This is a genomic window from Pseudomonas sp. GW821-FHT01A09, assembly GCF_058986725.1.
Genome location: NZ_JBYSWB010000016.1, coordinates 66,082 through 87,853 on the forward strand (window position 1 = coordinate 66,082; position 21,772 = coordinate 87,853).

Annotated in this window: 21 protein-coding genes, 1 tRNA gene and 1 riboswitch; of the genes, 5 read left to right on the forward strand and 17 right to left on the reverse strand. The window is 63.8% G+C overall.

The features are described from left to right. Positions 1-270 precede the first annotated feature (270 nt). The 3 genes from AC3WJP_RS18470 (at position 271) to AC3WJP_RS18480 (ending at position 2,520) form a co-directional block, all read left to right on the forward strand. On the forward strand, positions 271-1,179 hold the full coding sequence (locus AC3WJP_RS18470; RefSeq protein WP_493722009.1) for a LysR family transcriptional regulator: 909 nt from the start codon (positions 271-273) through the stop codon (positions 1,177-1,179). Then, positions 1,176-2,126: a GlxA family transcriptional regulator gene (locus AC3WJP_RS18475; RefSeq protein WP_493722010.1), complete on the forward strand. Its 951-nt coding sequence runs from the start codon at positions 1,176-1,178 to the stop codon at positions 2,124-2,126. The genes AC3WJP_RS18470 and AC3WJP_RS18475 overlap by 4 nt, the downstream gene beginning before the upstream one ends. Before the next feature lie 124 nt (positions 2,127-2,250). Next, entirely contained in the window at positions 2,251-2,520 is a 270-nt protein-coding gene (locus AC3WJP_RS18480; protein ID WP_493722011.1) for a hypothetical protein, read from the forward strand. Between the two features lie 7 nt (positions 2,521-2,527). Here AC3WJP_RS18480 and AC3WJP_RS18485 read toward each other — a convergent pair whose 3' ends face one another. The 4 genes from AC3WJP_RS18485 to AC3WJP_RS18500 form a co-directional block, all read right to left on the reverse strand. Beyond that, on the reverse strand, positions 2,528-2,863 hold the full coding sequence (locus AC3WJP_RS18485; RefSeq protein WP_493722012.1) for a hypothetical protein: 336 nt from the start codon (positions 2,861-2,863) through the stop codon (positions 2,528-2,530). Positions 2,864-2,970: 107 nt separating this feature from the next. Continuing rightward, positions 2,971-3,186: a hypothetical protein gene (locus AC3WJP_RS18490; RefSeq protein WP_493722013.1), complete on the reverse strand. Its 216-nt coding sequence runs from the start codon at positions 3,184-3,186 to the stop codon at positions 2,971-2,973. A 109-nt stretch (positions 3,187-3,295) separates the two neighbouring features. Next, complete coding sequence (locus AC3WJP_RS18495; RefSeq protein ID WP_493722014.1) at positions 3,296-4,264, reverse strand: ABC transporter substrate-binding protein; 969 nt, start codon at positions 4,262-4,264, stop codon at positions 3,296-3,298. Positions 4,265-4,505: 241 nt separating this feature from the next. Beyond that, positions 4,506-5,114 (reverse strand): TetR/AcrR family transcriptional regulator, encoded by a 609-nt coding sequence (locus AC3WJP_RS18500; protein ID WP_493722015.1) that lies wholly within the window; start codon positions 5,112-5,114, stop codon positions 4,506-4,508. Positions 5,115-5,225: 111 nt separating this feature from the next. Between AC3WJP_RS18500 and AC3WJP_RS18505 the strand changes: the two genes are divergently transcribed. Continuing rightward, positions 5,226-6,437, forward strand: a complete 1,212-nt coding sequence (locus AC3WJP_RS18505) for an MFS transporter (protein ID WP_493722016.1) — start codon at positions 5,226-5,228, stop codon at positions 6,435-6,437. A 2-nt stretch (positions 6,438-6,439) separates the two neighbouring features. Here the strand turns inward: AC3WJP_RS18505 and AC3WJP_RS18510 are convergent, their stop codons facing one another. Next, positions 6,440-7,081: an HD domain-containing protein gene (locus AC3WJP_RS18510; protein ID WP_493722017.1), complete on the reverse strand. Its 642-nt coding sequence runs from the start codon at positions 7,079-7,081 to the stop codon at positions 6,440-6,442. Positions 7,082-7,206: 125 nt separating this feature from the next. On the opposite strand from AC3WJP_RS18510, the gene AC3WJP_RS18515 reads away from it, so the two are divergent. Next, positions 7,207-8,250: a GlxA family transcriptional regulator gene (locus AC3WJP_RS18515; protein ID WP_493722018.1), complete on the forward strand. Its 1,044-nt coding sequence runs from the start codon at positions 7,207-7,209 to the stop codon at positions 8,248-8,250. A 24-nt stretch (positions 8,251-8,274) separates the two neighbouring features. Here the strand turns inward: AC3WJP_RS18515 and AC3WJP_RS18520 are convergent, their stop codons facing one another. The 12 genes from AC3WJP_RS18520 to AC3WJP_RS18575 all read right to left on the reverse strand — a co-directional run bounded on the left by AC3WJP_RS18520 (position 8,275) and on the right by AC3WJP_RS18575 (position 21,547). Further along, positions 8,275-8,640, reverse strand: a complete 366-nt coding sequence (locus AC3WJP_RS18520) for a hypothetical protein (RefSeq protein WP_493722019.1) — start codon at positions 8,638-8,640, stop codon at positions 8,275-8,277. A gap of 110 nt (positions 8,641-8,750) precedes the next feature. Next, positions 8,751-8,824, reverse strand: a tRNA-Gly gene (locus AC3WJP_RS18525). Between the two features lie 206 nt (positions 8,825-9,030). Beyond that, entirely contained in the window at positions 9,031-9,921 is an 891-nt protein-coding gene (locus AC3WJP_RS18530) for an alpha/beta fold hydrolase (protein WP_493722020.1), read from the reverse strand. Between the two features lie 278 nt (positions 9,922-10,199). Further along, positions 10,200-10,922, reverse strand: coding sequence for a pseudouridine synthase (locus AC3WJP_RS18535; RefSeq protein WP_493722021.1), 723 nt, complete (start codon positions 10,920-10,922; stop codon positions 10,200-10,202). A 32-nt stretch (positions 10,923-10,954) separates the two neighbouring features. Continuing rightward, positions 10,955-11,173, reverse strand: a complete 219-nt coding sequence (locus AC3WJP_RS18540) for a cysteine-rich CWC family protein (protein ID WP_493722022.1) — start codon at positions 11,171-11,173, stop codon at positions 10,955-10,957. A 187-nt stretch (positions 11,174-11,360) separates the two neighbouring features. After that, on the reverse strand, positions 11,361-13,121 hold the full coding sequence (atzF, locus tag AC3WJP_RS18545) for an allophanate hydrolase (protein ID WP_493722023.1): 1,761 nt from the start codon (positions 13,119-13,121) through the stop codon (positions 11,361-11,363). Positions 13,122-13,527: 406 nt separating this feature from the next. After that, positions 13,528-17,187: an urea carboxylase gene (uca, locus tag AC3WJP_RS18550; protein WP_493722024.1), complete on the reverse strand. Its 3,660-nt coding sequence runs from the start codon at positions 17,185-17,187 to the stop codon at positions 13,528-13,530. A gap of 288 nt (positions 17,188-17,475) precedes the next feature. Further along, positions 17,476-18,105 carry an urea amidolyase associated protein UAAP2 gene (locus AC3WJP_RS18555; protein ID WP_493722025.1) on the reverse strand — a complete coding sequence of 210 codons (630 nt, stop codon included), beginning with the start codon at positions 18,103-18,105 and terminating at the stop codon, positions 17,476-17,478. A 21-nt stretch (positions 18,106-18,126) separates the two neighbouring features. Continuing rightward, positions 18,127-18,846 carry an urea amidolyase associated protein UAAP1 gene (locus AC3WJP_RS18560; protein ID WP_493722026.1) on the reverse strand — a complete coding sequence of 240 codons (720 nt, stop codon included), beginning with the start codon at positions 18,844-18,846 and terminating at the stop codon, positions 18,127-18,129. A gap of 11 nt (positions 18,847-18,857) precedes the next feature. Continuing rightward, the gene (locus tag AC3WJP_RS18565) at positions 18,858-19,646 is read right to left on the reverse strand and encodes an ABC transporter ATP-binding protein (RefSeq protein ID WP_493722027.1); all 789 of its coding nucleotides are present in this window, start codon (positions 19,644-19,646) and stop codon (positions 18,858-18,860) included. Further along, positions 19,643-20,458, reverse strand: a complete 816-nt coding sequence (locus tag AC3WJP_RS18570) for an ABC transporter permease (protein ID WP_493722028.1) — start codon at positions 20,456-20,458, stop codon at positions 19,643-19,645. Before AC3WJP_RS18570 ends, AC3WJP_RS18565 begins: the two co-directional genes overlap by 4 nt. A 15-nt stretch (positions 20,459-20,473) precedes the next feature. Continuing rightward, positions 20,474-21,547 (reverse strand): putative urea ABC transporter substrate-binding protein, encoded by a 1,074-nt coding sequence (locus AC3WJP_RS18575; RefSeq protein WP_493722029.1) that lies wholly within the window; start codon positions 21,545-21,547, stop codon positions 20,474-20,476. 61 nt (positions 21,548-21,608) lie between these two features. Further along, positions 21,609-21,710: riboswitch (guanidine-I (ykkC/yxkD leader) on the reverse strand. Between the last annotated feature and the right edge of the window lie 62 nt (positions 21,711-21,772).

A 21,772-nucleotide genomic window follows, 5' to 3' on the forward strand; every position in this document is an offset into this window, starting at 1 on the left:
TGATGGCCTCTTCGCAAGCAAGCTTGGCTCCAACAGGTATACGGATCGGCAACTTTAAGATCAGGGCAGTTCCAACAGGTGTACGGATTGGCATCTGTAAGAGCAGGACATGGCTCCCACAGGTGTACGGATTGGCATCTGTGGGAGCGAGGCTTGCCCGCGAAAGGGCCAGCCGCCGCATCGCAAACCTTGCAGGGTTGCGATATTAATCTGCAGTCCACTACACGAAAATCGGCTATAACGAGCCTGACTGTCTACCGAGGCGAGACAATGAATGCGTTTGAAGACATGCGCCTGTTCGTACAGGTCATGGAATCCGGGAGTTTCACCGCGGCGGCCGATCAACTGGGGCTGTCCAAGCAATACGTCAGTCGGCGCCTGATGCAGTTGGAGGGCCGACTGGGTACCCGCCTGCTCAACCGCTCGACCCGGCGCCTGGATGTCACGCCTCCCGGCCAGAGCTATTACGAGTCGGCGGTGCGCCTGCTGGGCGAGGTCGAGCAGGTCGAGCAGGGCATCGCAGGACAGAACGCCGAGCCGCGCGGCAAGATCCGCCTGAGCGCGCCGCTGTCGTTCGCGGTGGCTCATCTGGGCTGCATCTTGCCGGAGTTTCTGCAGCGATATCCGCAGGTCTCGGTGGAGGTCGACCTCAGCGATCGTCCGGTGGATCTGCTGGGCGAGGGCTATGACGTGGTGTTGCGCATCGGTGTGCTCGAGGACTCCTCCCTGATTGCCCGACGCATCGCCTCGATCCCGCGGGTGTACTGCTGCAGCCCGGCCTATCTGGCCGAACACGGCGAGCCTCGCAGCCCCGAAGATCTCGCCGACCATCAATGCCTGCCCTATGGCCACAGCCGCCAGGTGCAATGGCAGTTTCAGAGCAAGGGCAAACCGCTGGTGCAGGCGGTCAGTGGACGTATTCGCGCCAACAATGGCGAGGTGCTCAAGGATGCGGCGATCGCCGGCCTGGGGATCACCTATCTACCGTTGTTCATTGTCGGTGACGCCGTGGCCGATGGCCGCCTGGTCAGGGTGCTGGACGCCTACGCCACGGAGGCGCTGCAGCTGTCGGCGGTGTACCCGCAGCATCGGCAAAGCTCGCGTGCGGTGCAGGTGTTGGTGGAGTTCCTGCGTGAATGCCTGGCCCACAATGTGGCCTTGCAGGAGAGCGTGCGATGAAGACGGTGGCCATGCTGCTGTATCCCGATTTTCTGCTGCTGGACATGGCGGGGCCGCTGGAAGTGTTCTCCATCGCCAATCGTTATCTCGATCCGGGTCAGCGCTATGAAATCATCACCATGGGCCCCGATGAAGGCATGACTCGTGCGTCCAACGGCATCAAGGTTCAGCCCGACCTGAGTCTTGCCGACGCCGATGGCGCCTATGATCTGCTGTTGGTGCCCGGCGGCCCGGGCGCCTATAACACTCGGCATGATGGCGTCACCGCGTGGCTTCAAAGCGCCGCGCACAAGGCCCGGCGCTATGGTTCGATCTGCACCGGGGCGTTCATTCTCGGCCATGCCGGCCTGCTGGATGGCCATCGGGTCACCACCCACTGGCATTACACCGAACGGCTGCTCAAGGCGTTTCCCAAGGCGTTGGTGGGCACCGATCAGATCTATATCCACGATCGCCAGTTGATCACGTCGGGGGGCGTGACGGCGGGTATCGATATGGCGTTGTCGATCGTCGCCGAAGACCATGGTCGCAAGGTCGCGCTGGATGTGGCCAAGGTGCTGCTGGTGATCATGCGTCGGCAAGGCGGGCAGGCGCAGTTCAGCCCGCTGGTGGCGGCGGTGGCGACTCAGGAATCGCCGATCACGCGGGTGCAGCATTTCATCCTGGACAATCTCGAACAGGAGCTGACCATTGAGCGCCTGGCTGGTCTCGCGGCCATGAGCAGCCGGCACTTTGCGCGGGTATTCACCCGTGAGGTGGAGATGACCCCCATGGAGTTCGTGCAGAGCGCGCGGATCGACAGGGCGCGCAGCTTGCTGGAGAGCACCGAACTGCCGCTTAAGACGGTGGCCTACAAGAGCGGTTTCGGCAGCGTCAGGCACATGCGCGTGTTGTTCAGCGAGCGGCTGGGGCGCACGCCGACGCAATATCGCCAGCAATTCACCTGACTGCAGGGGCCTTGGCCGAAATGTGCATTCGAATGGCCGTGCTAGGCCCCTCATGAATGATTTCGTTTTTGCGCCGGGCTGCCAAGATAGCGCCATACCAGAGACATCCCCGGGGAGGCGCTCCATGACCAGCAACAGCGTGACCGACGAGATTGCCGCCGCGTTGGGCGACAGCATGAGCCCGCGCGATCGTTTGGCCAGTTGGACGTTTCGCTGGTCACTGCAGAGCGGTCAGCTGGTGTGCGCGCAATGTCAGGCATCGCAGTCCGCCAATCAGCCCGAGGTCAGTTTCGTCCATCGCCCCGGGTGCCGGGCGCGGCGTGAAGATCAGCCCTGGCAGGAGCTGGAAACCTTGCTGGGCGCGGTAGCGATGCGCGCGTCGCGGCGCCGCTGAGCGTCGCTCAAGGACGTTTCGCCTTGGGCGCGGCGATGGCCCCATCCCACTCGGTAACCAGCGCTTTTTGCGTGGCGCGCTGGAACAGGCACAGCTCCATGCCGCTGCGGTTGTTCATGAACTTTTGCGGGTAGGTGCCTTGGATCAGCAGGGCGGTGTAGCCGATGCTGTCATCGAACAGTGCCGGGCTGCCGGCGGCGTGGGGGTTCTTGAGTTGGCTGGCTTGCAGGCATTTGCCGAGCAGGGCCTGGTCGTGGGCGGCCCAGGCTTGCGGGGTGGCGGCTTGGATGGTGGTGCAGGCGAGCAGAGTGATGGTTGCGAGCGATATATTGCGCAAGGTCATGGATGTTGGCCTCTGAGGTCGGATCCAGGGCTGCTTCCCGGAGACGGAACTGGGGAAATAGAAACCTATGTCGGCGCCCATTGACGGTCGTATATCTACTTTTTCCGTCATAGGACACGCACCTCGCAAACTGCCTGCAATACGGTCTGTGCGTCCGCTTTCACTATCCCCATCGGACGGCCATCTCGAAGTGCGTCATCAGCGACTGAAAGCAGTGCGAAGGCACGGCGTATCGCTTCCTCTTTGCTGATGCGGTAGCGCCGCGCAATATCCACGAGCGTGGCATCGATGTTATCGCTGACGTATAGGTCGAACCTTGCCATTGGCTTGTCTTCCCTGGGCAGGTGGAAAGTCGTCCAGTTTAGATGGGCTGCGCCAGAAAAGTCATGGGCAAGGATGCCTTTGTCAGGAAGCGGATATTGCTGGGACCAACTAGCGAGCCGCCTGTGTTGCCGAAGGCTTCGCACCGGCCTCGATCGCGGCGCTGAACGAGTCATCGAACAAGCGCGCCGCCGGGTACGGCTTGACCAGCCCGACCTCACCGAAGAAATCCACGGTCTGTTGCGCCTGGGCGATGGCCTTGGCGTCGATCGGGCGCAGGTTGGTGGCGGCGCGGGCGAACCAGCTTTGCGCGATGTTGACATCGGCGTGGGTCAGGTCGGCCCAGGCGGTGGCGTAGGCTTTGGTGTGTGCGGGATCGGCGGCAGCCCATTCGCGGGCGACGCGCAAGCGGGTGAGGAAGTCGGCGATGGCGCTGCGCTTGCTGGCGATGGCCTTGTCGGTGGCGACGAGGAAGGTCTGCGCCGGGATCAGCCCCTTGGCCGTGGCGATGACGCGGGCGCCTTGGCGCTCCTGTTGGGTGACATAGGGTTCCCAGGTGGCGATCACGTCCACCGAACCGCCATCCAGCGCGTGGGAAGCATCCAGGGCGCTGAGGTAATTCAACTGCACCGATTCCTTGGGAATGCCGGCCTTGGCCAGCGCCGTCAGCAGCAACTGCTGGCTCCAGGAGCCTTTCCAGATGGCTGCGCGCTTGCCCTTCAAATCGGCCAGCGTCTTGATCGGCGAATCCTTGGGCACCAGGATGGCGATGCCGTCCAGATTCTGCTGGCTGATGCCCACCACCTTGATTGGCGCCCCCAGCGCACCGAGAAACAACGGTGGCGCATCACCGAGCATGCCGACATCGAGGCTGCCGGCGTTCAGCGCCTCGGCCACTGGCGAGCCCGCAGTGAATTGCTTCCAGTCCAGGGTATAAGGCAGGTCCTTGAGCACCCCGGCGGCTTCCATCACGGTGCGGGTGTTATAGCTTTGATCACCGACGACCAGGGTCTCGGCCTGCAGGGTGAAACTCAGGGTGGCGGCTAGCAAGGTGGCGGCCGTGGTCAGCAGTCTGCGCATGGGATCTCTCCGGTGGGCTCGTTGGCGAGCGAAATAGGGCGAGTCCGGTCCGCTGGTGCGGTGGCAGACACTGGATCAGTGTGGGATGCAGGGGGCGCATTTCGCAGGTGCGGTAGGGCGCGCCGGGGTGTTTGCTTAGAAGCGAAATCGCTGTAATTCGATATTTTTATAATCTACAGCGATTTTGTTATGGTTTGAAATTCATTTTTTTCATAAGTTAATATGATTTTAAGTAATAACCTTACTCACTCCTCTCCCACACCCCCATCACCTGCGTCACCGCGCCATCCAGCACCTCATATTCGACCCCATCCCTGGCCAGCGTGGTCAAGCCTAGCAAGAAGCTGTCGAACACCGCCGCCAGCACTTTCGGTCTGGTACTGGCGGGCAATTCACCCGAGGCGATGGCGCGTTCGATACACGCAGCCATCCCCGCGCGGTTTTGCGCGCGGGCATGGGCCAGCGGGGCGCTGATCAGGGCGCTTTCGGGCGAACAACTGCTCAGGGTACCCAAGGCCACCAGGCAGCCCTTGGGATGGTCAGACTCGCTCTGCATACGTGCGGATCGGCGCAGCGCCAGTTCGATGGCCTGACGCGGCGGCAACCGGGTGTCGAACAGGCTCTCGGTCACGCGCCCGTGGGTCGCCAGGTAGCGCGTCATGACTTCCTTGAACAACGCCTGTTTGGAGCCGAACGCCGCATAGAAGCTCGGCGCCGAGATGCCGCCACCGATGTGGCTCTTGAGTTGACTGAGCGAGGTGGAGTCGTAGCCATGCTCCCAGAACAGGTGCATGGCTTGGGTGATTGCCGTATCGCGGTCGAAGGTGCGCGGGCGTCCCATCGTGGCCATGTGCATTTCTCCTCTGCAAGACTTAAATACTAATCGATACAAAAGTCATTGACCATCATCACCACGCCGATTTACATTTGTATCGATCGTTATATAAATGAGGGGTGGGACATGGCGCGACACGAACACGACACCGGCAAGTTACCGATGGGGGCCCTGTTGGCGTTGGCGATGACCGGGTTTACCTGCATCGTCACCGAAACCTTGCCGGCCGGCTTGTTACCGGCGATGGGCGAGGGCCTGCAGGTTTCGCCGTCGCTGGCGGGGCAGAGTGTCACGGTCTACGCCCTTGGCTCGCTGCTGGCGGCTATTCCGCTGACGATCGCTACTCAAGGATGGCGCCGCCGCAACGTCCTGCTGCTGGCCATCTTCGGCTTCCTGCTGTTCAACTCGATCACCGCCTGGTCGCCCAGTTACAGCGTGATGCTGATCGCGCGGTTTTTCGCCGGGGTGTCGGCAGGGCTGGCCTGGAGCCTGGTGGCTGGCTATGCGCGACGTATGGTCGAGCCGTCCTTGCAGGGGCGGGCGCTGGCGGTGGCCATGGTCGGCACGCCCATCGCCTTGTCGTTAGGCGTGCCGCTGGGAACCTGGCTGGGCAACCTGCTGGGCTGGCGCGCGGCGTTCGCGGTGATGTCCGGGCTTACCTTGATCCTGATCGTCTGGGTGCTGGTCAGGGTGCCCGATTATCCCGGGCAGGCGGCCAGCGCGCGCATTCGCTTGCGGCCAGTGTTGCGCACGCCAGGGGTGCGCCCGGTGCTGGCGGTGGTGATGACCTGGATGCTCGCCCACAACCTGCTGTACACCTATGTCGCGCCCTTCGTCACGCCGGCGGGCCTGGGTGATCGGGTCGATGCGGTGCTGCTGGTGTTCGGGCTGGCGGCGTTGCTGGGCATCGCGATGACCGGTCGCCTGGTGGACCGTCATCTGCGCAGCGCTGTGTTGCTCAGCCTGGTGGCGTTCGCGGCCACCACGCTGCTGTTCGGTCTGTTCGCCCAATCGGCCGTAGTCGCCTACGCCGGCGTATTCGTCTGGGGAATCAGCTTTGGAGGTGCGGCGACCTTGCTGCAGACCGCCCTGGCCGACAGCGCCGGTGATGGCGCAGACGTGGCCTTGTCGCTGAACGTGGTGGTGTGGAACGGCGCCATCGCCGGCGGCGGTGTGCTCGGCGGCGTGCTGCTGGACCAGTTCGGTGTGGACGCCTTTGCCTGGGCGGCACTGGCGTTGATCCTGGCCAGCCTGGCGATCGCCGCGGCCGCCCGCGAACATGGCTTTCCCGGCGGCCACCGACAGGCGCGGGGCCCGGCGCAAGAGGCGACGGCCTGACCTCAACCGATCCAGGCCGAACCGCGAATCACACTGCAGAAATTGCCCGGCTGGAAGGACGGGTCCTTGTCCGCGATGACATCGGCCTTGACGTTGCCGAAGGTGCTGCCCGGCTTGTGCTTGATGCCGTCGTAGAAGGCTTGAATGATGTCCTCCTTGAAGTGCTCGCCGCGCGGATGGGCCCGTACTATGGCGTCACGCTGGGCGTCGCTGTACTGCGGGTAGGTCAGGCCCAGCACGTCCATCTCCACGCCAGCGGTCACCAGGGCCACCACCGGGTGCATGTGCTGGGGAATGCCGGGGGTGGTGTGCAGGGCGATGGAGGTCCACACCGTGTCGATGTCCTGCTGAGCGATGCCGCGGCCCTGGAGGAAATCCCGCGCGGCATTGGCGCCATCGACCTCGAAGCGTTCGCAGGCGCTGCTGTGCTGATGGGTCAGGCCTATGTCGTGGAACATGCACCCGCAGTACAGCAGCTCTGGGTCGAAGCGCAGGCCGCGTTGCTGGCCGGCCAGGGCGGCAAAATAGAATACCCGGCTGGAGTGGTGGAAAAGCAGCGGCGAAGCGGTGTCGCGGACCTGCTCGGTGATTTCCCGGGCCAACTGGCTGTCGGGGATCTTGATGCCGTCGATGTTCAAACTCATGGTCTTGCTCCGTGAAGCGAATGTGCGTCCATTGTCAGCGGCAAATGATCTGTCCTCAATCGACGTAATGCGTCATATACTGCCATTTTCCGTATAAACACGCCGCCCCGTGGGATGCCTTTTCCATGTCCAGAACCATCGCCATGCTCGCCTTGCCGGGCGTGCAACTGCTCGACATCTCCGGCCCGCTGGACGTGTTCGCCCAGGCCAACATCGAGGCGGGGCGCGAGGCTTACCACCTGCAAATCATCGCCTGTGAAGCGGGGCCGATCCGCAGTTCCTCCGGGGCGCGGCTGCTGGCGGATCGGGTCGCCGGCGAGGCGGGGCCGGTGATCGACACCCTGCTGGTGGCCGGTGCGCCGCACGCCGCGAGCATCCGCCTGAGCCCGCCGCTGGTGGCGTGGATCCACGCCACCAGCCAGCAAGTGCGCCGCTTCGGTTCGGTGTGCACCGGTGCCTTTGCCCTGGCCGCCAGCGGCCTGCTGCAAGGGCGGCGGGTGACGACCCACTGGGCGTCGGTGACCGAGCTGCAGCGTCAATACCCGCAGGTGATCATCGAAGAGGACGCGCTCTACGTCCGCGACGGCAAGCTGCGCACGGCCGCCGGGGTGACCGCAGGGCTCGACCTGGCGCTGGCGCTGGTCGAGGAAGACCTTGGCCGGGAAGTGGCCATGCGGGTCGCCGCGCAACTGGTGATGTTCTTCAAGCGTCCCGGTGGTCAGCTGCAATTCAGCCGCAAAGGCGAAGCGCGACCGGCCGGGCGCTCGGTATTGCAGGAGGTGCAGCGCTGGGTGGCCGCCAATCCGCAACTTGAGCTGTCGATCGAGGCACTGGCCGCCCATGCGGGGCTGAGCCCTCGGCACTTTGCCCGGCTGTTTCATGCCGAAGTGGGCATGACCCCGGCCGCCTGGGTCGAGCAAAGCCGCATTGCCGCCGCCCGCGCCCTGCTCGAGGCCGGCACCGATGCGCCCAAGCAGGTCGCCGCCAAATGCGGTTTCGCCAACGCCGACACCTTGCGCCGGGCATTCGTGAAGCACGTGGGCATTACCCCGGCTGAATACCGCAAAAGCTGTGGAGGGACAGTTGACAGTGGCGCTGGCAGGGAATTTTCGGGGGCGAGCCCCCTCGCGACAGGAATGGAGATCAAAGGTCACGATTGTTCAAGATAGCCTGCTCGGGCGTCGGTGGTTGGACTAGATATCCCAGTCCATGATGAGTTTTTGCGCCGCAATCATGGAGTAGTTCCACTCCCGGCCACTCTTGCGTTTCTGGAATAGTCCGTGCTCCACCAAGCCATTCAGCACGGCGGCGGCCGTGTTATAGGAACAGCCCAGATTATCCTTCACGGTCGTGGCGGTGAATTTTTCGCCCCGGCTACTTTGCGCCACTTGCAGAATTGTCTTTTGCTTGTCGTTCAGTTGGGTGTACAGCCCTGATTGATACAGAAAGGCTTTGAACGCTTGCATGCCCTGCAGGGTTTTTTCGTAGGTCGCCTTGAACGTACCGATGGCACGGTTGATCACGGCGCATTGGTAATCAACGAAGTACGTCAGGTCCATCTCGTCGGTTTCGGTGTACAGATAACTCTTGCCGTATTGAACAGGCGCTCACGTAAACGAGCTCGGTGCGCTGGAAAGGGGGGGATGTGGATATTTATTGCAGAGGAGATTGGAGCGGGTAGAGGGAATCGAACCCTCAACTAAAGCTTGGGAAGCTTTCGTTTTGCCACTAAACTATACCCGCATCACTGCTGCAAAAGCGGTAGTCCAATGCAAGCCCTGAGTCGATCCGGGAAGCTGGAGCGCTGTCTGTCACGACACCCGCTGATGCGGCTGACTTTGTACCAGAACTCTTCCCCGATTTGAAGCTTTTCCTGCGCATTCAGTCAGATCACCCCTGTAGCACCGCCCCCCACAGCAAGGCAGCAGCGCTACAGGCGCGATCGATCGTCAGATGGCAAAGGCATGTTGATCCTGCGCCGGACGTGGATGAAAGCGCACGCGTTTCTCGGCGGGCGTGTTGCTGAGGAAATCGATCAGCGCCTGGCGACTGTCGCGACATGCGGCCTTGTGTTCCATATCGAGGAAGTGCCCGGCGCTTTGGATGGTCACGAAATGGCTCTGCGGGATGTGAGCGCCGAACAGGCGAGCATCGAGTGGAGTGGTGTATTCGTCCCATTCGCCATTCATGAACAGCACCGGCACATTGATGTTGGTCGCCGCTTCCAGCGCGCCCCCCAGATTGCTTTGCAGCACCTCGCTGACGTGGAAGTGCATCTGCGCGTATTCGTGCTCGGCCAGGGTGCTGACGTGCTTGTAGTTGAAGCGTTTGAACAGCGAGGGCAGATGCTTGCCGATGGTTTCGTTGATCAGGTCGCCCACCTTATAGCGCTCGCAGGCGCCCAGGTACTCGATGCCGCGGGTCAGGTAGTCGTTCATGTGCTCGTTGATGATCGGCGAGAACGAACTGATGACCGCGCGTTCCAGCGTACGGGGCCGTTGCGACAGGGCCAGCAGCGCGCAAGCGCCACCCCAACTGAAGGACATGACTTGCTCGGCGGCGAAGTGGTCGATGAGTTCGAGCAGAATATGGCCTTCGTCCTCTTTGGTCAGCGAGCGCGCGTTGGCGTTGTGCGCCTTGGACTTGCCGGCGTAAGGCTGATCGAATAGCACCACATTGAACTGGGGATGAAGATTGCGAACGGTCTGGGCGAAGGATGCAGTCGTGGCCAATGAGCCGTTCACCAGGATGATGGTCTTGGCGGCGGCCTCTGCGCGATAGAACTCCGTGTAAACCCGATACTGACCCTGTAAATCCAGCACAGCGATTTCTGGCCTCATGTCGATGACTCCTGGCAAACAATAACGAGTATTCGCGCAACCAGCGTGCACGTTGTTTATGACAGGTAGGCATATGCCTGGAAGAGGGCCCTTGTCGATCCGAGGGAAGGTCGACGGCTGTTGTTATAGGCGGGCATGCCGTGCTCGCGCGCGTCTAGGCGGCGATGAGCGGCAAAAAATTTGCTGAGACTGCGCAAGCGACTGCCGGGTCACATCAGGACCGGCACTTGGATTCAAGCAGTGAAACCTGGAACCCGCAAGTGCCGTCCAGACCCCACTCAGGCAGTTTCGGCCGAGCGGTCGTGACCGCGGAGTGGCTGAATCTCTTCAGCTGTCAGTGGTCGGTACTGGCCGGGTGCCAACTGCGGATCGAGGACGATTTCGCCGATGCGCTCGCGGTGCAGGCGCACCACCTTGTTCTGGAAAAAACCGAACATGCGCTTGACCTGATGGTAGCGGCCTTCGATCAATGTCAGGCGAGCGCTATGGCTACCAACCAGGGTCAGTTGCGCGGGCAGAGTGGTGAGGTCTTCGAAGGCGAAGTAGATGCCCTTGCTGAAGGTCTCGGCATAGTGCTCGCCGATCGGTTGTTCGGTCTCGACCTGATAGACCTTGGGCAGCTTGCTGCCGGGTTGGGTCAGGCGTCGCGACCACTGGCCGTCGTCGGTGATGAGCAGCAGGCCGGAGGTGTTGAAGTCCAGCCGTCCGGCGATGTGCAGCCGCTGTTTGTCCGGCTCGTCGAGGAGGTCGAGCACCGTGGGGTGTTGCGGATCGCTGGTGGCGCTGACGCAGCCCATGGGTTTGTGCAGCATGAAGTAGCGCGGCGGGCGACCCGCTTGCAGCACCTCGCCATCGACCGTCACCTGACTGAATTCGCTGACCGGGTGATGGCTGTCGCGCGCTGTTTCGCCGTCGACCTGCACGCGCCCCTGAACCAGCAGCAGGCGCACTTGCTGACGGTTGAAGCGGGGCAGATTGCTGAGGAAGCGGTCGACGCGCATAGGGGCAAAACGGCTGAAGAGGGGCGGCTATGTTAGCGGATTGTCGCGGCGCTTGCCTTGAGCCGGGCATCGACCTTGGCACAGCGCGGGCACAGACAGGCCTGGTTGCGCAGTTCGTCGGGCAGGGCGTCGAGGATGGCCGGATCGATGCTCACGCTGAAACACCAGCAGGGCTGGTCGGCGGTGGCGGGATCGGCCTGGGAGCAATCGTTGCGGGCGCCGCAGGCGGGACAGAGGGAGGGTTCGCTCATCATGGGATATCTGACGGGACTGGCGCGCATTATGCGCCTGCACCGATCAATGTAGCGAGGGGGCTTGCCCCCGATCGAGGTGGGTCAGTGACCCATCAGGTGGCTGACACCCCTCATCGGGGGCAAGCCCCCTCGCTACAGGGATCGGGTGTCAGCGGATCGGCGATCGCGGTGAATGGGTTGGCTGTCAGCGGCTGGCCAACCACGCGCGCCAGCCGCCGAGGTGGCTGATATCCTCTGCGCCCTCCAGGCCATAAGGCTCGCAGATAAATCCACTCTCCCATCGTCCATCGGCCAGTTGTACTTTGCCCAGGCCCAGCGGCGCCGGTATCCCGGTCAGGAACGAGCCCAGCTCGCTGCTCGGCAACTCCCAGACTTCCACCTCGATGGCTACCCCGCCCTCGGCGACGCGCAACATGCCCGGGCGCAGCGGTGGGCCGCCGGCCAGCGCATACAAACGGTAATCGGCCGAGCTGTGGGTGGTTTCCAGCAGGCGTGCGCCGCGACGCTTGAGCTGCCAGTTGAGGGCCAGCCCATCCAGGTGCGCGCCGCAGACCACCAGGCGGGCTTTGTCGCCGCGTGCCGGGGTGCCTGGAACCTGCTCGCCACCGTGCAAGGCGCTGGCCACGCTGAGCAGGTATTGATCGGTGAAGGCGCGACCAAACAGGGTCACGCCCCAGGGCAGCCCGTTGGCCATGAAGGCGGTCGGCACCGCGACGGCGGCGTAATCCAGCAGGTTCATGAAGTTGGTGTAGTAGCCCAGTTCGGAATTGCGCAGCAGCGGTTCCTCGGCCAGCTCGGCTAGGGTCACGGGGCGGCCGATGGTGGGGGTGAGCATGCAGTCCAGGCCGGCGAGGATCTGGTCGCATTGCGCCTTGAGCACCTGCAGGCGGTACTGCGCGCGGAAGGTCTGCACGCCGGTCACGCTCGGCGCTTTGGCGAGGACGTCGCGGATCACCGGCAGCACCGCTTCGGGCTGGGTTTCGATCAGCTCGCCGACCACGCTGTAGCGCTCCGCTACCCAAGGGCCTTCGTACAGCAGGCGGGCGACTTCGAGGAAGGGCGCCAGGTCGAACGGCACCGCTTCACCACCGATTGCCTGCAAGCGCGCCACAGCATCGGCGAACAGGGCCGGGCCTTCGTTGCAGCCGAAAAACTCCAGCTGGCTGGGCACGCCGAAGCGAAACGGGCGCAGGCTGCCGAATGCCGAGGCGTCGTTCCACAGCGGGTTGGCGCGGCTGTATTCATCGCGCGGGTCGAGGCCGCCGGTCAGCGCCAGCAGTTGGCTGGCTTCGCGGCAGGTGGCGGTGAAGGTGGTCACGCAATCGAGCGTGCGGCACGCGGGCAGCACGCCAGCGGTGGAGATCAGGCCCTTGGTGGCCTTGAGTCCGACCAGGTTGTTGAGCGCTGCCGGCACGCGGCCGGAGCCTGCGGTGTCGGTGCCCAGGGCGAAACTGGCGACGCCCAGTGCCACCGCCAGCGGCGAACCGGCGCTGGAGCCGCCGCTGGGGTAGTCCTTGAGCACGCTGTTGATGCAGGCGCCGTAGGGCGAGCGGGTGCCGTTGAGGCCGGTGGCGAACTGGTCGAGGTTGGTCTTGCCCAGCGGAATGGCACCGAGGGCGATCAGCTGTTCAACGATGGTCGCCGAGCGGGCCGGGGTGAAGGCGAACGCCGGGCAGGCTGCGGTGGTGGGGATGCCGGCCAGGTCGATGTTGTCCTTGAGGGCGAAGGGAATGCCGTACAGCGGCAGTTCGTCGAGGCTGCGCTGTTCGAGGGCGGTTAGGTAGGGTTCGAGCTCGGCCTCGCTGAGCAGGTGGATGAACAGGTGGTACTCGGGGTTCAGGGCCGCCGCTTTTTCCCGCAGTTGCAGGATGAGCTGACGCGGCGTGCAGGTGCCGGCGCGGTAGGCGGCGCGCAGGTTGTCGAGTTGCAGGTTCGGGGTGGTCATGAACAATTCTCCTGATAGGAATTGGGTTGGCGATCTTGCGGACCTCTTCGCGAGCAAGCTCTGCTCCCACAGTGCAAGCAGTTCCACGGTCGTACAGCTGTGAGAGCAAGGCTTACCTCAGTTCCACAGTCGTACACCTGTGAGAGCAAGGCTTACCTCAGTTCCACAGTCGTACACCTGTGGGAGCAAGGCTTACCTCAGTTCCACAGTCGTACACCTGTGGGAGCAAGGCTGACCTCAGTTCCACAGTCGTACACCTGTGGGAGCAAGGCTTGCCTCAGTTCCACGGTCGTACACCTGTGGGAGCAAGGCTTGCCCGCGAAGAGGCCAGTCAATTCAGCGATCAGCCAAAAGTGTCTCGTTGGTGCAGCTAACCTCTTCGCGGACGCAGCCGCGCTTACAGGGATCAGTCGGTCTCCAGCACCACCACCCGTTGCCCGGCACGAATCGCCGAGCCGGGATGCACGCGGATATCGCGGACCACGCCAGCGCAGGGCGCCAGCACCGGGATTTCCATCTTCATCGACTCAAGCACCACCAACGGCGCACCGGCTTCGACGCGCTCGCCCACGGCGACCTGCACCTGCCACAGGTTGCCGGCGATCGGGCTGTCGACGCTGAGCTGGCCAGCCTCCAATGGCGCCTCATCAGTGATCTGCGCCACCGCCTCGGTGCTGTCGAAATGCGCCTGGCCGCTGGCTATCCAACGCTCGCGCTCGGCATTGAAGGCGTGCTGTTGATGCGCTCGGAAGGCGCCGATGCTGTCGGCATTGCGTTCGAGAAAGCCCTGGTAATCGGCCAGGTTGAGCTGGCTGTGTTCGATGTTCAGGTCGAAGCGCCCGAGCGGGAAGTCACGGCGAATCCGCAGCAGTTCATCGGCGCTCACCGGGTAGAAGCGGATCTGATCGAAAAAACGCAGCAGCCACGGTTTGCCCTCGAAAGCTTCGACCTGGCGATAGCGGTTCCACATCTGCAGCGTGCGCCCGACGAACTGATAACCGCCGGGGCCTTCCATGCCATATACGCACAGGTAGGCGCCGCCGATGCCCACGGAGTTTTCCGCGGTCCAGGTGCGCGCCGGGTTGTATTTGGTGGTCACCAGCCGATGGCGCGGATCCAGCGGGGTAGCCACCGGCGCACCGAGGTAGACGTCGCCCAGGCCCATCACCAGATAGCTGGCGTCGAACACCGTACGCTGCACGTGATCGAGGTCGGGCAGATCGTTGATGCGGCGGATGAACTCCAGGTTGCTCGGGCACCAGGGGGCGTCCTTGCGCACCGTGGTCATGTACTTGTCGATGGCCAGTTGGCAGGCCGGGTCGTCCCAGGACAGCGGCAGATGGACGATGCGCGACGGTACCTGCAGGTCGCGGGCGGCACAGACGGCGTCCCATTCACCGGCGATCAGCGCGAGCAACTGCGACAACGGCAGTTGTTCGGGCTGGTAGTGGATCTGCAGGGAGCGGATGCCTGGGGTGAGGTCGATGACCCCGGCCAGCGCCTTGGCTTCCAGTGCCTGCATCAGCGCGTGACCGCGGAAGCGCAGCACCAGGTCGAGTTCGGCGGCGCCGATTTCCAGCAGCAGGTGGGTATCGCCGGCCAGACGCGCGACCAGGCGGGTGTCGTTGGCGCCGAGGTCGAGAACGATGGGGGAGATCAGGTTTTGCGCTGTGGCGGATGGCCCCTTCGCGAGCAAGCTCTGCTCCCACAGGGGAGGTGTGCTGCCTGTGGGAGCGAGGCTTGCCTGCGAAGCTTCTAGCTGCAGTATTGCATTCAGCTCGGCATTGAACGCCCGCGCGGTCGCCACATCCACCGGCACGAACTCGATCTTGTCCCCGGCCTTCAACTGCCCCAGTTGCCACAAATCCGCCTCGATCACCGTCACCGGGCACACGAAGCCGCCCAGGCTCGGCCCGTCCGGCCCGAGAATCACCGGCATGTCGCCGGTGAAGTCCACCGCGCCGATGGCATAAGGATTGTCATGGATGTTCGAGGGATGCAGTCCGGCCTCGCCGCCATCGCTACGCGCCCATTCAGGCTTGGGCCCGATCAGGCGCACGCCGGTACGGCTGGAATTGAAATGCACCTCCCAGGCCGTGGCGAAGAACTGTTCGATATAGGCGCCGGTGAAGTATTCCGGCGCGCCATGGGGGCCGTAGATCACCCGGATGATGCGTCGTTCGCCCAGTTGCGCCAAGGCTTGCACCGGCACAGTGGCGCCCGCGGCAGCGTCACTCAGCGGCGGCAGATGCAGCACATCCCCCGCACGCAATGCGCGACCGCCATGGCCGCCGAACTGGCCCAAAGTGAAGGTGCTTTTGCTGCCCAGGTAATCCGCTACCTGAATGCCGCCACGCACGCACAGATAGGCCCGCGCGCCATGTCCGTGCACCACGCCGAGGCTCAGGGTTGCGCCGGCGGGAATCGACAGCGCGGTATTGAGGGGCTGCACCACGCCGTCCAGGGTCACGGCAATATCGCTGCCGGTCACCGCCACCACGGCCGCGCCGTTGAAGCGCAGCAGCGGACCGTTCATGGTGATTTCCAGCCCGGCGCAATCGGCGGCGTTGCCGAGCAACCGGTTGCCCAGGCGCAACGCGCGGCTGTCCATCGGCCCCGAAGGTGGCACGCCCACGGCCCAGTAGCCGAGGCGCCCGGGGTAGTCCTGCACGGTGGTCTGGGTGCCACCGCTGAGCACTTCGAAGGTGTCGGCGTGGTAGACCAACTGTTCCAGGCAGCGGGTCCATGGCTGGCCGCTGGCGAAGGGCGCGTCGAGCAGAATCTGCCGCAGGTAGTCGCGGTTACTCTCGACCCCATACAGGTGGCTGTCGCCCAGGGCTTTATGCAATTGCATACGCGCCTGTTCGCGGCTCGGTGCCCAGGCGATCAGCTTGGCGATCATCGGATCGAAGTACGGCGGGATCTCGCAACCGGCGTCGACCCAGGTGTCGATGCGCAGGTGCCGACCGTCGGCCGCCGGGAAGTCGACCTGGGTCAGCAAGCCCGGGCTCGGTTGAAAGTCCTTGCCCGGATCCTCGGCGTACAGCCGTGCCTGGATTGCGTGACCGCTGGGTTGCAACTCGGCGCTCAACTCGTCGAGGGGTGGCAGATCGCCCGCGGCCAGTTGCACCATCCAGCGCACCAGGTCGACGCCCCAGACCTGTTCAGTGACACCGTGCTCGACCTGCAAGCGGGTGTTCACTTCCAGAAAATAGAAACGCTGGTCGTCGCTGTCGAACACGAATTCGACGGTGCCGGCGCTGCGGTAATTCACCGCCTTGGCCAGTTGCACTGCGGCGTTGCACAGGGCTTCGGCCATGCCCTGCGGCAGGTTGGGCGCCGGGGTTTCTTCCAGCACCTTCTGGTTGCGCCGTTGCACCGAGCAGTCGCGTACGCCTAGAGCCAGCACCTCGCCGGCACCGTCGCCGAACACCTGGACTTCCAGATGGCGGGCGCGCTGGATGTATTTCTCGATGAACACCCCGGCGTCGCTGAAGTTGTTCTGGCCCAGGCGCTTGACGGTCTCGAAGGCCTCGCTCAGCTCGGTGGCCGAGCGGCAGACGCGCATGCCGATGCCGCCGCCACCGGCGGTGCTCTTGAGCATGATCGGATAACCGACCCGCGCGGCGGCGTGCAGCGCGTCGTCAAGGCTGTCGAGCAGGTCGGTGCCTTCGAGCAGCGGTACGCCGTGCTCGCGGGCCAGGGCACGGGCGGTGTGCTTGAGGCCGAACAGCCGCAGTTGCTCGGGCGTCGGCCCGACGAAGGCGATGCCGGCCGCTTCGCAGGCTTCAGCGAACGCAGCGTTCTCCGACAGGAAGCCGTAGCCCGGGTGGATCGCCTGGGCGCCGCTGGCCTTGGCGGCAGCGAGGATCTTGTCGACGCGCAGGTAGGTGTTGGCCGCCGCGCCTTCGCCCAGGCTGTGGGCTTCGTCGGCTTCGAGCAGGTGGCGGCTGGCCAGGTCGGCTTCGGAGTAGACCGCAACGCCGCGGACCTTGAGGTCGCGCAGGGTTCGCAGAATGCGGCAGGCAATGGCGCCGCGGTTGGCAATCAGCAGTGTGTCGAACATGGCGTGACCCCTGAAGACCCCCATAAGGGCCTCAAGTGGGAAGCGGGCCGTCCCGCTGTTTTTCGATAGGCCCCAGGGTCGTCCCCGGGGCGGGTGGAGCATCCGTTAATGGTTGTGGCGTTCACACTGGCCCCTTCGCGGGCAAGCCCTGCTCCCACAGGTGGGTGCATATTCTGGTGGGAGCCGGCGTTTGCACTGGCCCTTTCGCGGGCAAGCCCTGCTCTCACAGGTGGGTGCGGAGCCTTTGTGGGAGCAGGGCTTGCCCGCGAAGGGGCCCGCGAGGCCACCTCAATCCCAGATCAACACTTCAGCCGGCGTCGGGTTATAGCCATTGCATGGGTTGTTCAATTGCGGGCAGTTGGAGATCAGCACGATCACGTCCATCTCGGCGCGCAGTTCCACGTACTTGCCCGGCGCCGAAATGCCGTCCTCGAAGGTCAAGCCACCCTCGGCGGTCACTGGCACGTTCATGAAGAAGTTGATGTTGGGGCTGATGTCCTGCTTGCCCAGGCGACCGTCGTGCTGGCAGGCGTGCAGGAAGTTGTCGCGGCAGCTGTGCATGTGGCGTTTGTCCAGGGCGTAACGCACCGTGTTGCTCTCTTGCGAGCAGGCACCGCCAAGGGTGTCGTGGCGCCCGCAGGTGTCATCGACGATGGTCAGCAAGGGTCTGCCGAGATTGGAATACAGCACGCTGCCGGTGCTCAGGTACACCCGGCCCTGACGACGCAGGGTACGTTGCACGTCGTAACGCTCGCTGGGGTCGGCGGCGCTGTAGAACAGCGTGTCCACGGCCTGGTTGCCTTCGAGGTCGAGCAGGCGCATCGTCTGCCCGGCCTTGACCTCGGTCATGAAGGGTTCGCCGGCGCCGACGGTGTAGCGGGCAACAGCAGTTTCAGGATGCAGTGTGGAAAGTGTCATGGTCGGGATCCTCGGCTCGTCTCAGGCAAACAGCCGGTCGGTGTTGATGAAGCCGCGCTCGTTCTCGGGGCGCGAGGTACGGCAGCCTTCGGCGACGCTGGCATCGGCGTTCATCCAGGTCAGGGTCAGCGGCTTGGGGGCGTAAACCGGATTCGGGTCCATCGGGTGTTGCAGGGCGGTGAGCAACACCAGGGTGTCCATCGGTGCGTACAACTCGATGTAGTCGCCAGCCTTGGAGTTGCCCGGCACGAAGTGCAATTGCGCATCGCGGTCGACATCGACGCGGCTGAACAGGTTGAGGGTCATCAACAGATCCGCCAGCCCCAGGCCCCATTTGCCCAGCTCGATCAGCAGGTTGTCGACGCCGTTGCGGTGGTAGCTGTTGCGCAACTCCTGATAGCGGCCCGGCCCGTATTTTTCCAGCGCTTCGCTGGCGCTGAGGATGCCACCGAAGCTGTCGCTCCAGCCGCAGGTGTCCTGGGTGATGGCGGCCAGCACGTTGCCCATGTCCGAGTACAGGCAGTGGCCCTGGGTGAGCTTGGCGGTGTGCTGGCACTTGAGACTGTCGGGCAGATTCAGGCGCTCGGTCTTTTCCCGGGCGTTGAGCAGCATCAGGCTGACGTTGGCGCCGCCTTCGAGGTCAGTGAGGCGCAGCAGTTGGCCGCGCTTGAGCACAAAGGAGCGGTGGCCGCCGCCGGGTAGGGCTTCTTCGGCGAAAACAGGGTAGTGGAAAGTCGTCATGGCTCGGTTCCTCAAATCGGTTGCAGATGGCCCAACAGCGCAGCTGGCAGGGCCTCTTCGGCGGTGCGCAGGGCACGCCGTTCGGCGTTCAGGGGCAGGTCGTAGGTGATGCGCGCGCCGTAGGCCATGGGGGCGTGAGGGTCGATACGGACCTTGTCGAATACCATCAATCGGGTGCCCAGGCTGAAGCCTTCGCTGAGGTCATGGGTGACCATGAACACGGTCAGCCGGGTCTCGCGCCACAGGTCCAGCAACAACGCATGCATGTCCTTGCGAATGCCGGGGTCGAGGGCGCCGAAGGGTTCGTCGAGCAGCAGCACCCGCGGCTTCATGATCAACGCCTGGGCGATGGCCAGGCGTTGCTGCATGCCGCCCGACAGCTGCGCGGGGTATTTACTCAGGGCATGGCCGAGGCCGACCTTGCTCAGCAGCGCCTCGGCCTCGTCCCGCGCCTGGCGTTTGCGTTGGCCGAACAGGCGCCCCAGCAGCGGCGCGTGGGGCAGTTCGAGGCCGAGGGCGACGTTGTCCAGCACGCTCAGATGAGGGAACACCGAGTAGCGCTGGAACACCACGCCACGGCTGGCATCCGGCTCCCCGGCCAGGGGCTGGCCATCGAGCAGGATCTCGCCGCGGCTGGCCCGTTCCTGGCCTAGCAGCAAGCGCAGGAAGGTCGATTTGCCGCAGCCAGACGTGCCTACCATGGTGCAGAACTCGCCTTCGGCGATGCTCAGGTTCAAGCCTTCGAGCACCACGTGGTCGCCGTATTGCTGCCACACGTTGCGGACCTGGATGAAGCTCATGCGCGGGCTCCTTCATACCAGGGGAAGGCTTGGCGGGTGAGGGATTTGAGCCCCAGGTCCATGAGCCATGCCAGCAAGGTGATCCACACCACATAGGGCAGGATCACGTCCATGGCCAGGTAGCGGCGTACCAGGAAGATCCGATAGCCCAGGCCATCCTCGGAGGCGATGGCCTCGGCTGCGATCAAAAACAACCAGGCCGAGCCCAGCACCAGCCGCAGCGAGATCAGCAAGCGCGGCAGCAGCTGCGGCAGCACCACGCGCAGGATCAAGGTCCAGGTCGAGGCGCCCAGGGTCTGCGCCTTGATCAGCAGCTCGACGGGAATTTCCCGGGCGCGCTGTTCCAGATCACGGGCGAGGATGGGCGTGATACCGATGACGATCAGCATCACCTTGGACAACTCGCCCAGGCCGAAGACGATGAACAGGATCGGCAGGATCGCCAGCGGCGGCACCATCGACAGGACCACCAGCAAGGGCGACAACGGCGCGCCGAACAGCGGCAAAGTGCCGGAGGCGATGCCCAGGCACAGGCCTACCACGGCGCTGACGCCCAGGCCGATGGCCAGGCGCTGCAGGCTCGATGCGGTGTCCTGCCAGAGCAGGTAGCCGCCGCTGCGCTTGTCCTCGGTAAAGGCCATGCGATTTACCGCATCGCTCATCTGCACGGCGCTGGGCAGCAGCTTGTCGTTGGGGTTTGCCGTCAGCCGTTGTGCCGAACCCAAAAAGTAGGCGCACAGCAACAGGGCGAACGGCAGGATCACCAGCAACAGCCGACTGGGGCGATCGGGATGACGATTGATCAGGCGCATGGCGCGTCCTCCAGATTACAGCTTGCCGTCGGCGGCCATTTGCACGTAAGTCGGGTCGAAGTGCAGCTTGAGGTTGGCCTTGTCGCCGCGAGTCACACCGTGAGCGAAGCTCATGCCCACCGCGTTGCTGTCCTTGGCGCCTTCGCCGAGCAAGCCGTGGTCAAAGGAGAAACCGGCGACCTTGTCCATGGTCTTGGGCAGCTCGGCGCTGTTGGCGAAGTCCAGGGTCTGCTGCGGGGTGTAAAACAGTGCGGTGGTTGCCAGCTGCGACTTGAAGCCCGCCAGGTCGGTACCCGAGGCTTTGGCCATGTGCTCCAGAGCTGCTTCACCGGCCGCGGACTTGCTGTTGATCAAGGCCATGACTTCGAACCAGGCGCCGGTCAGCGCCTTGCCCAGGGCGGGGTTGTCTTTGAGGGTCTGGGTGTTGACGACCATCATGTCCATGATCTCGCCGGGGATCTTGCTCGAGTCGAACACTTCGGTGACGCCGGGCTTGGCCTTGATGTCGGCGAGCATCGGATTCCAGGTGGTCACGGCCTGCACCTGATCGGTGTTGAAGGCGGCAGAGATGTCGGCGTCAGAGGTGTTTATCACCTTGAGGTCTTTCTCGCGCAGGCCGACGCTGTCCAGTGCCCGGGCCAGCAGATAGTGGGACACCGAGAGCTCGACCAGATTGACGTTCATGCCCTTGAGGTCCTTGACGGTCTTGCCGGCGCCCTTGATGACGATGCCGTCGTTGCCGTTGGAGAAGTCGCTGACCACCAGCGCGGTGCTGTCCACGCCACCGGCGGCGGGGATGGTCAGGGCATCCATGTTGGTCATGGTGCAGCCGTCGAACTGGCCGGCGGTGTACTGGTTGATCGATTCGACGTAGTCGTTGAGCTGGGTGACCTTGATGTCGATGCCGTACTTTTTCGCCCACTTGTCGACGATGCCCTGGGTGCCCGCGTATTCCCAGGGCATCCAGCCGGCATAGAGGGTCCAGCAGACGTTGAAGTGGTCTTTGCTGGCGGCTTGGGAAGAGAAGCTGAGCGCGGCGCTGAGGCCGACGGCGAGGATCGCCAAAAAGCGGGGTCTTGAGGTTTGCATAGTGAATCTCCAGTTGATGGTGGGTGCACAGGAGGCCTCGCGACACCAATGAAGGTGTGCCGTCTCCCGGGCTTTTATCCCGCCGTGTAACCTCAACTGGAGGTCGCCGACTCTCGGACCAGTCACTCGCGATCAGCGAGCCGGAACCCTAGTCAGCCATTGCAAATTGTAGTGCCGCGAACCTGTGATGACTCCTGCACGGCAAGTGACAAGCGAGAGTTGTGC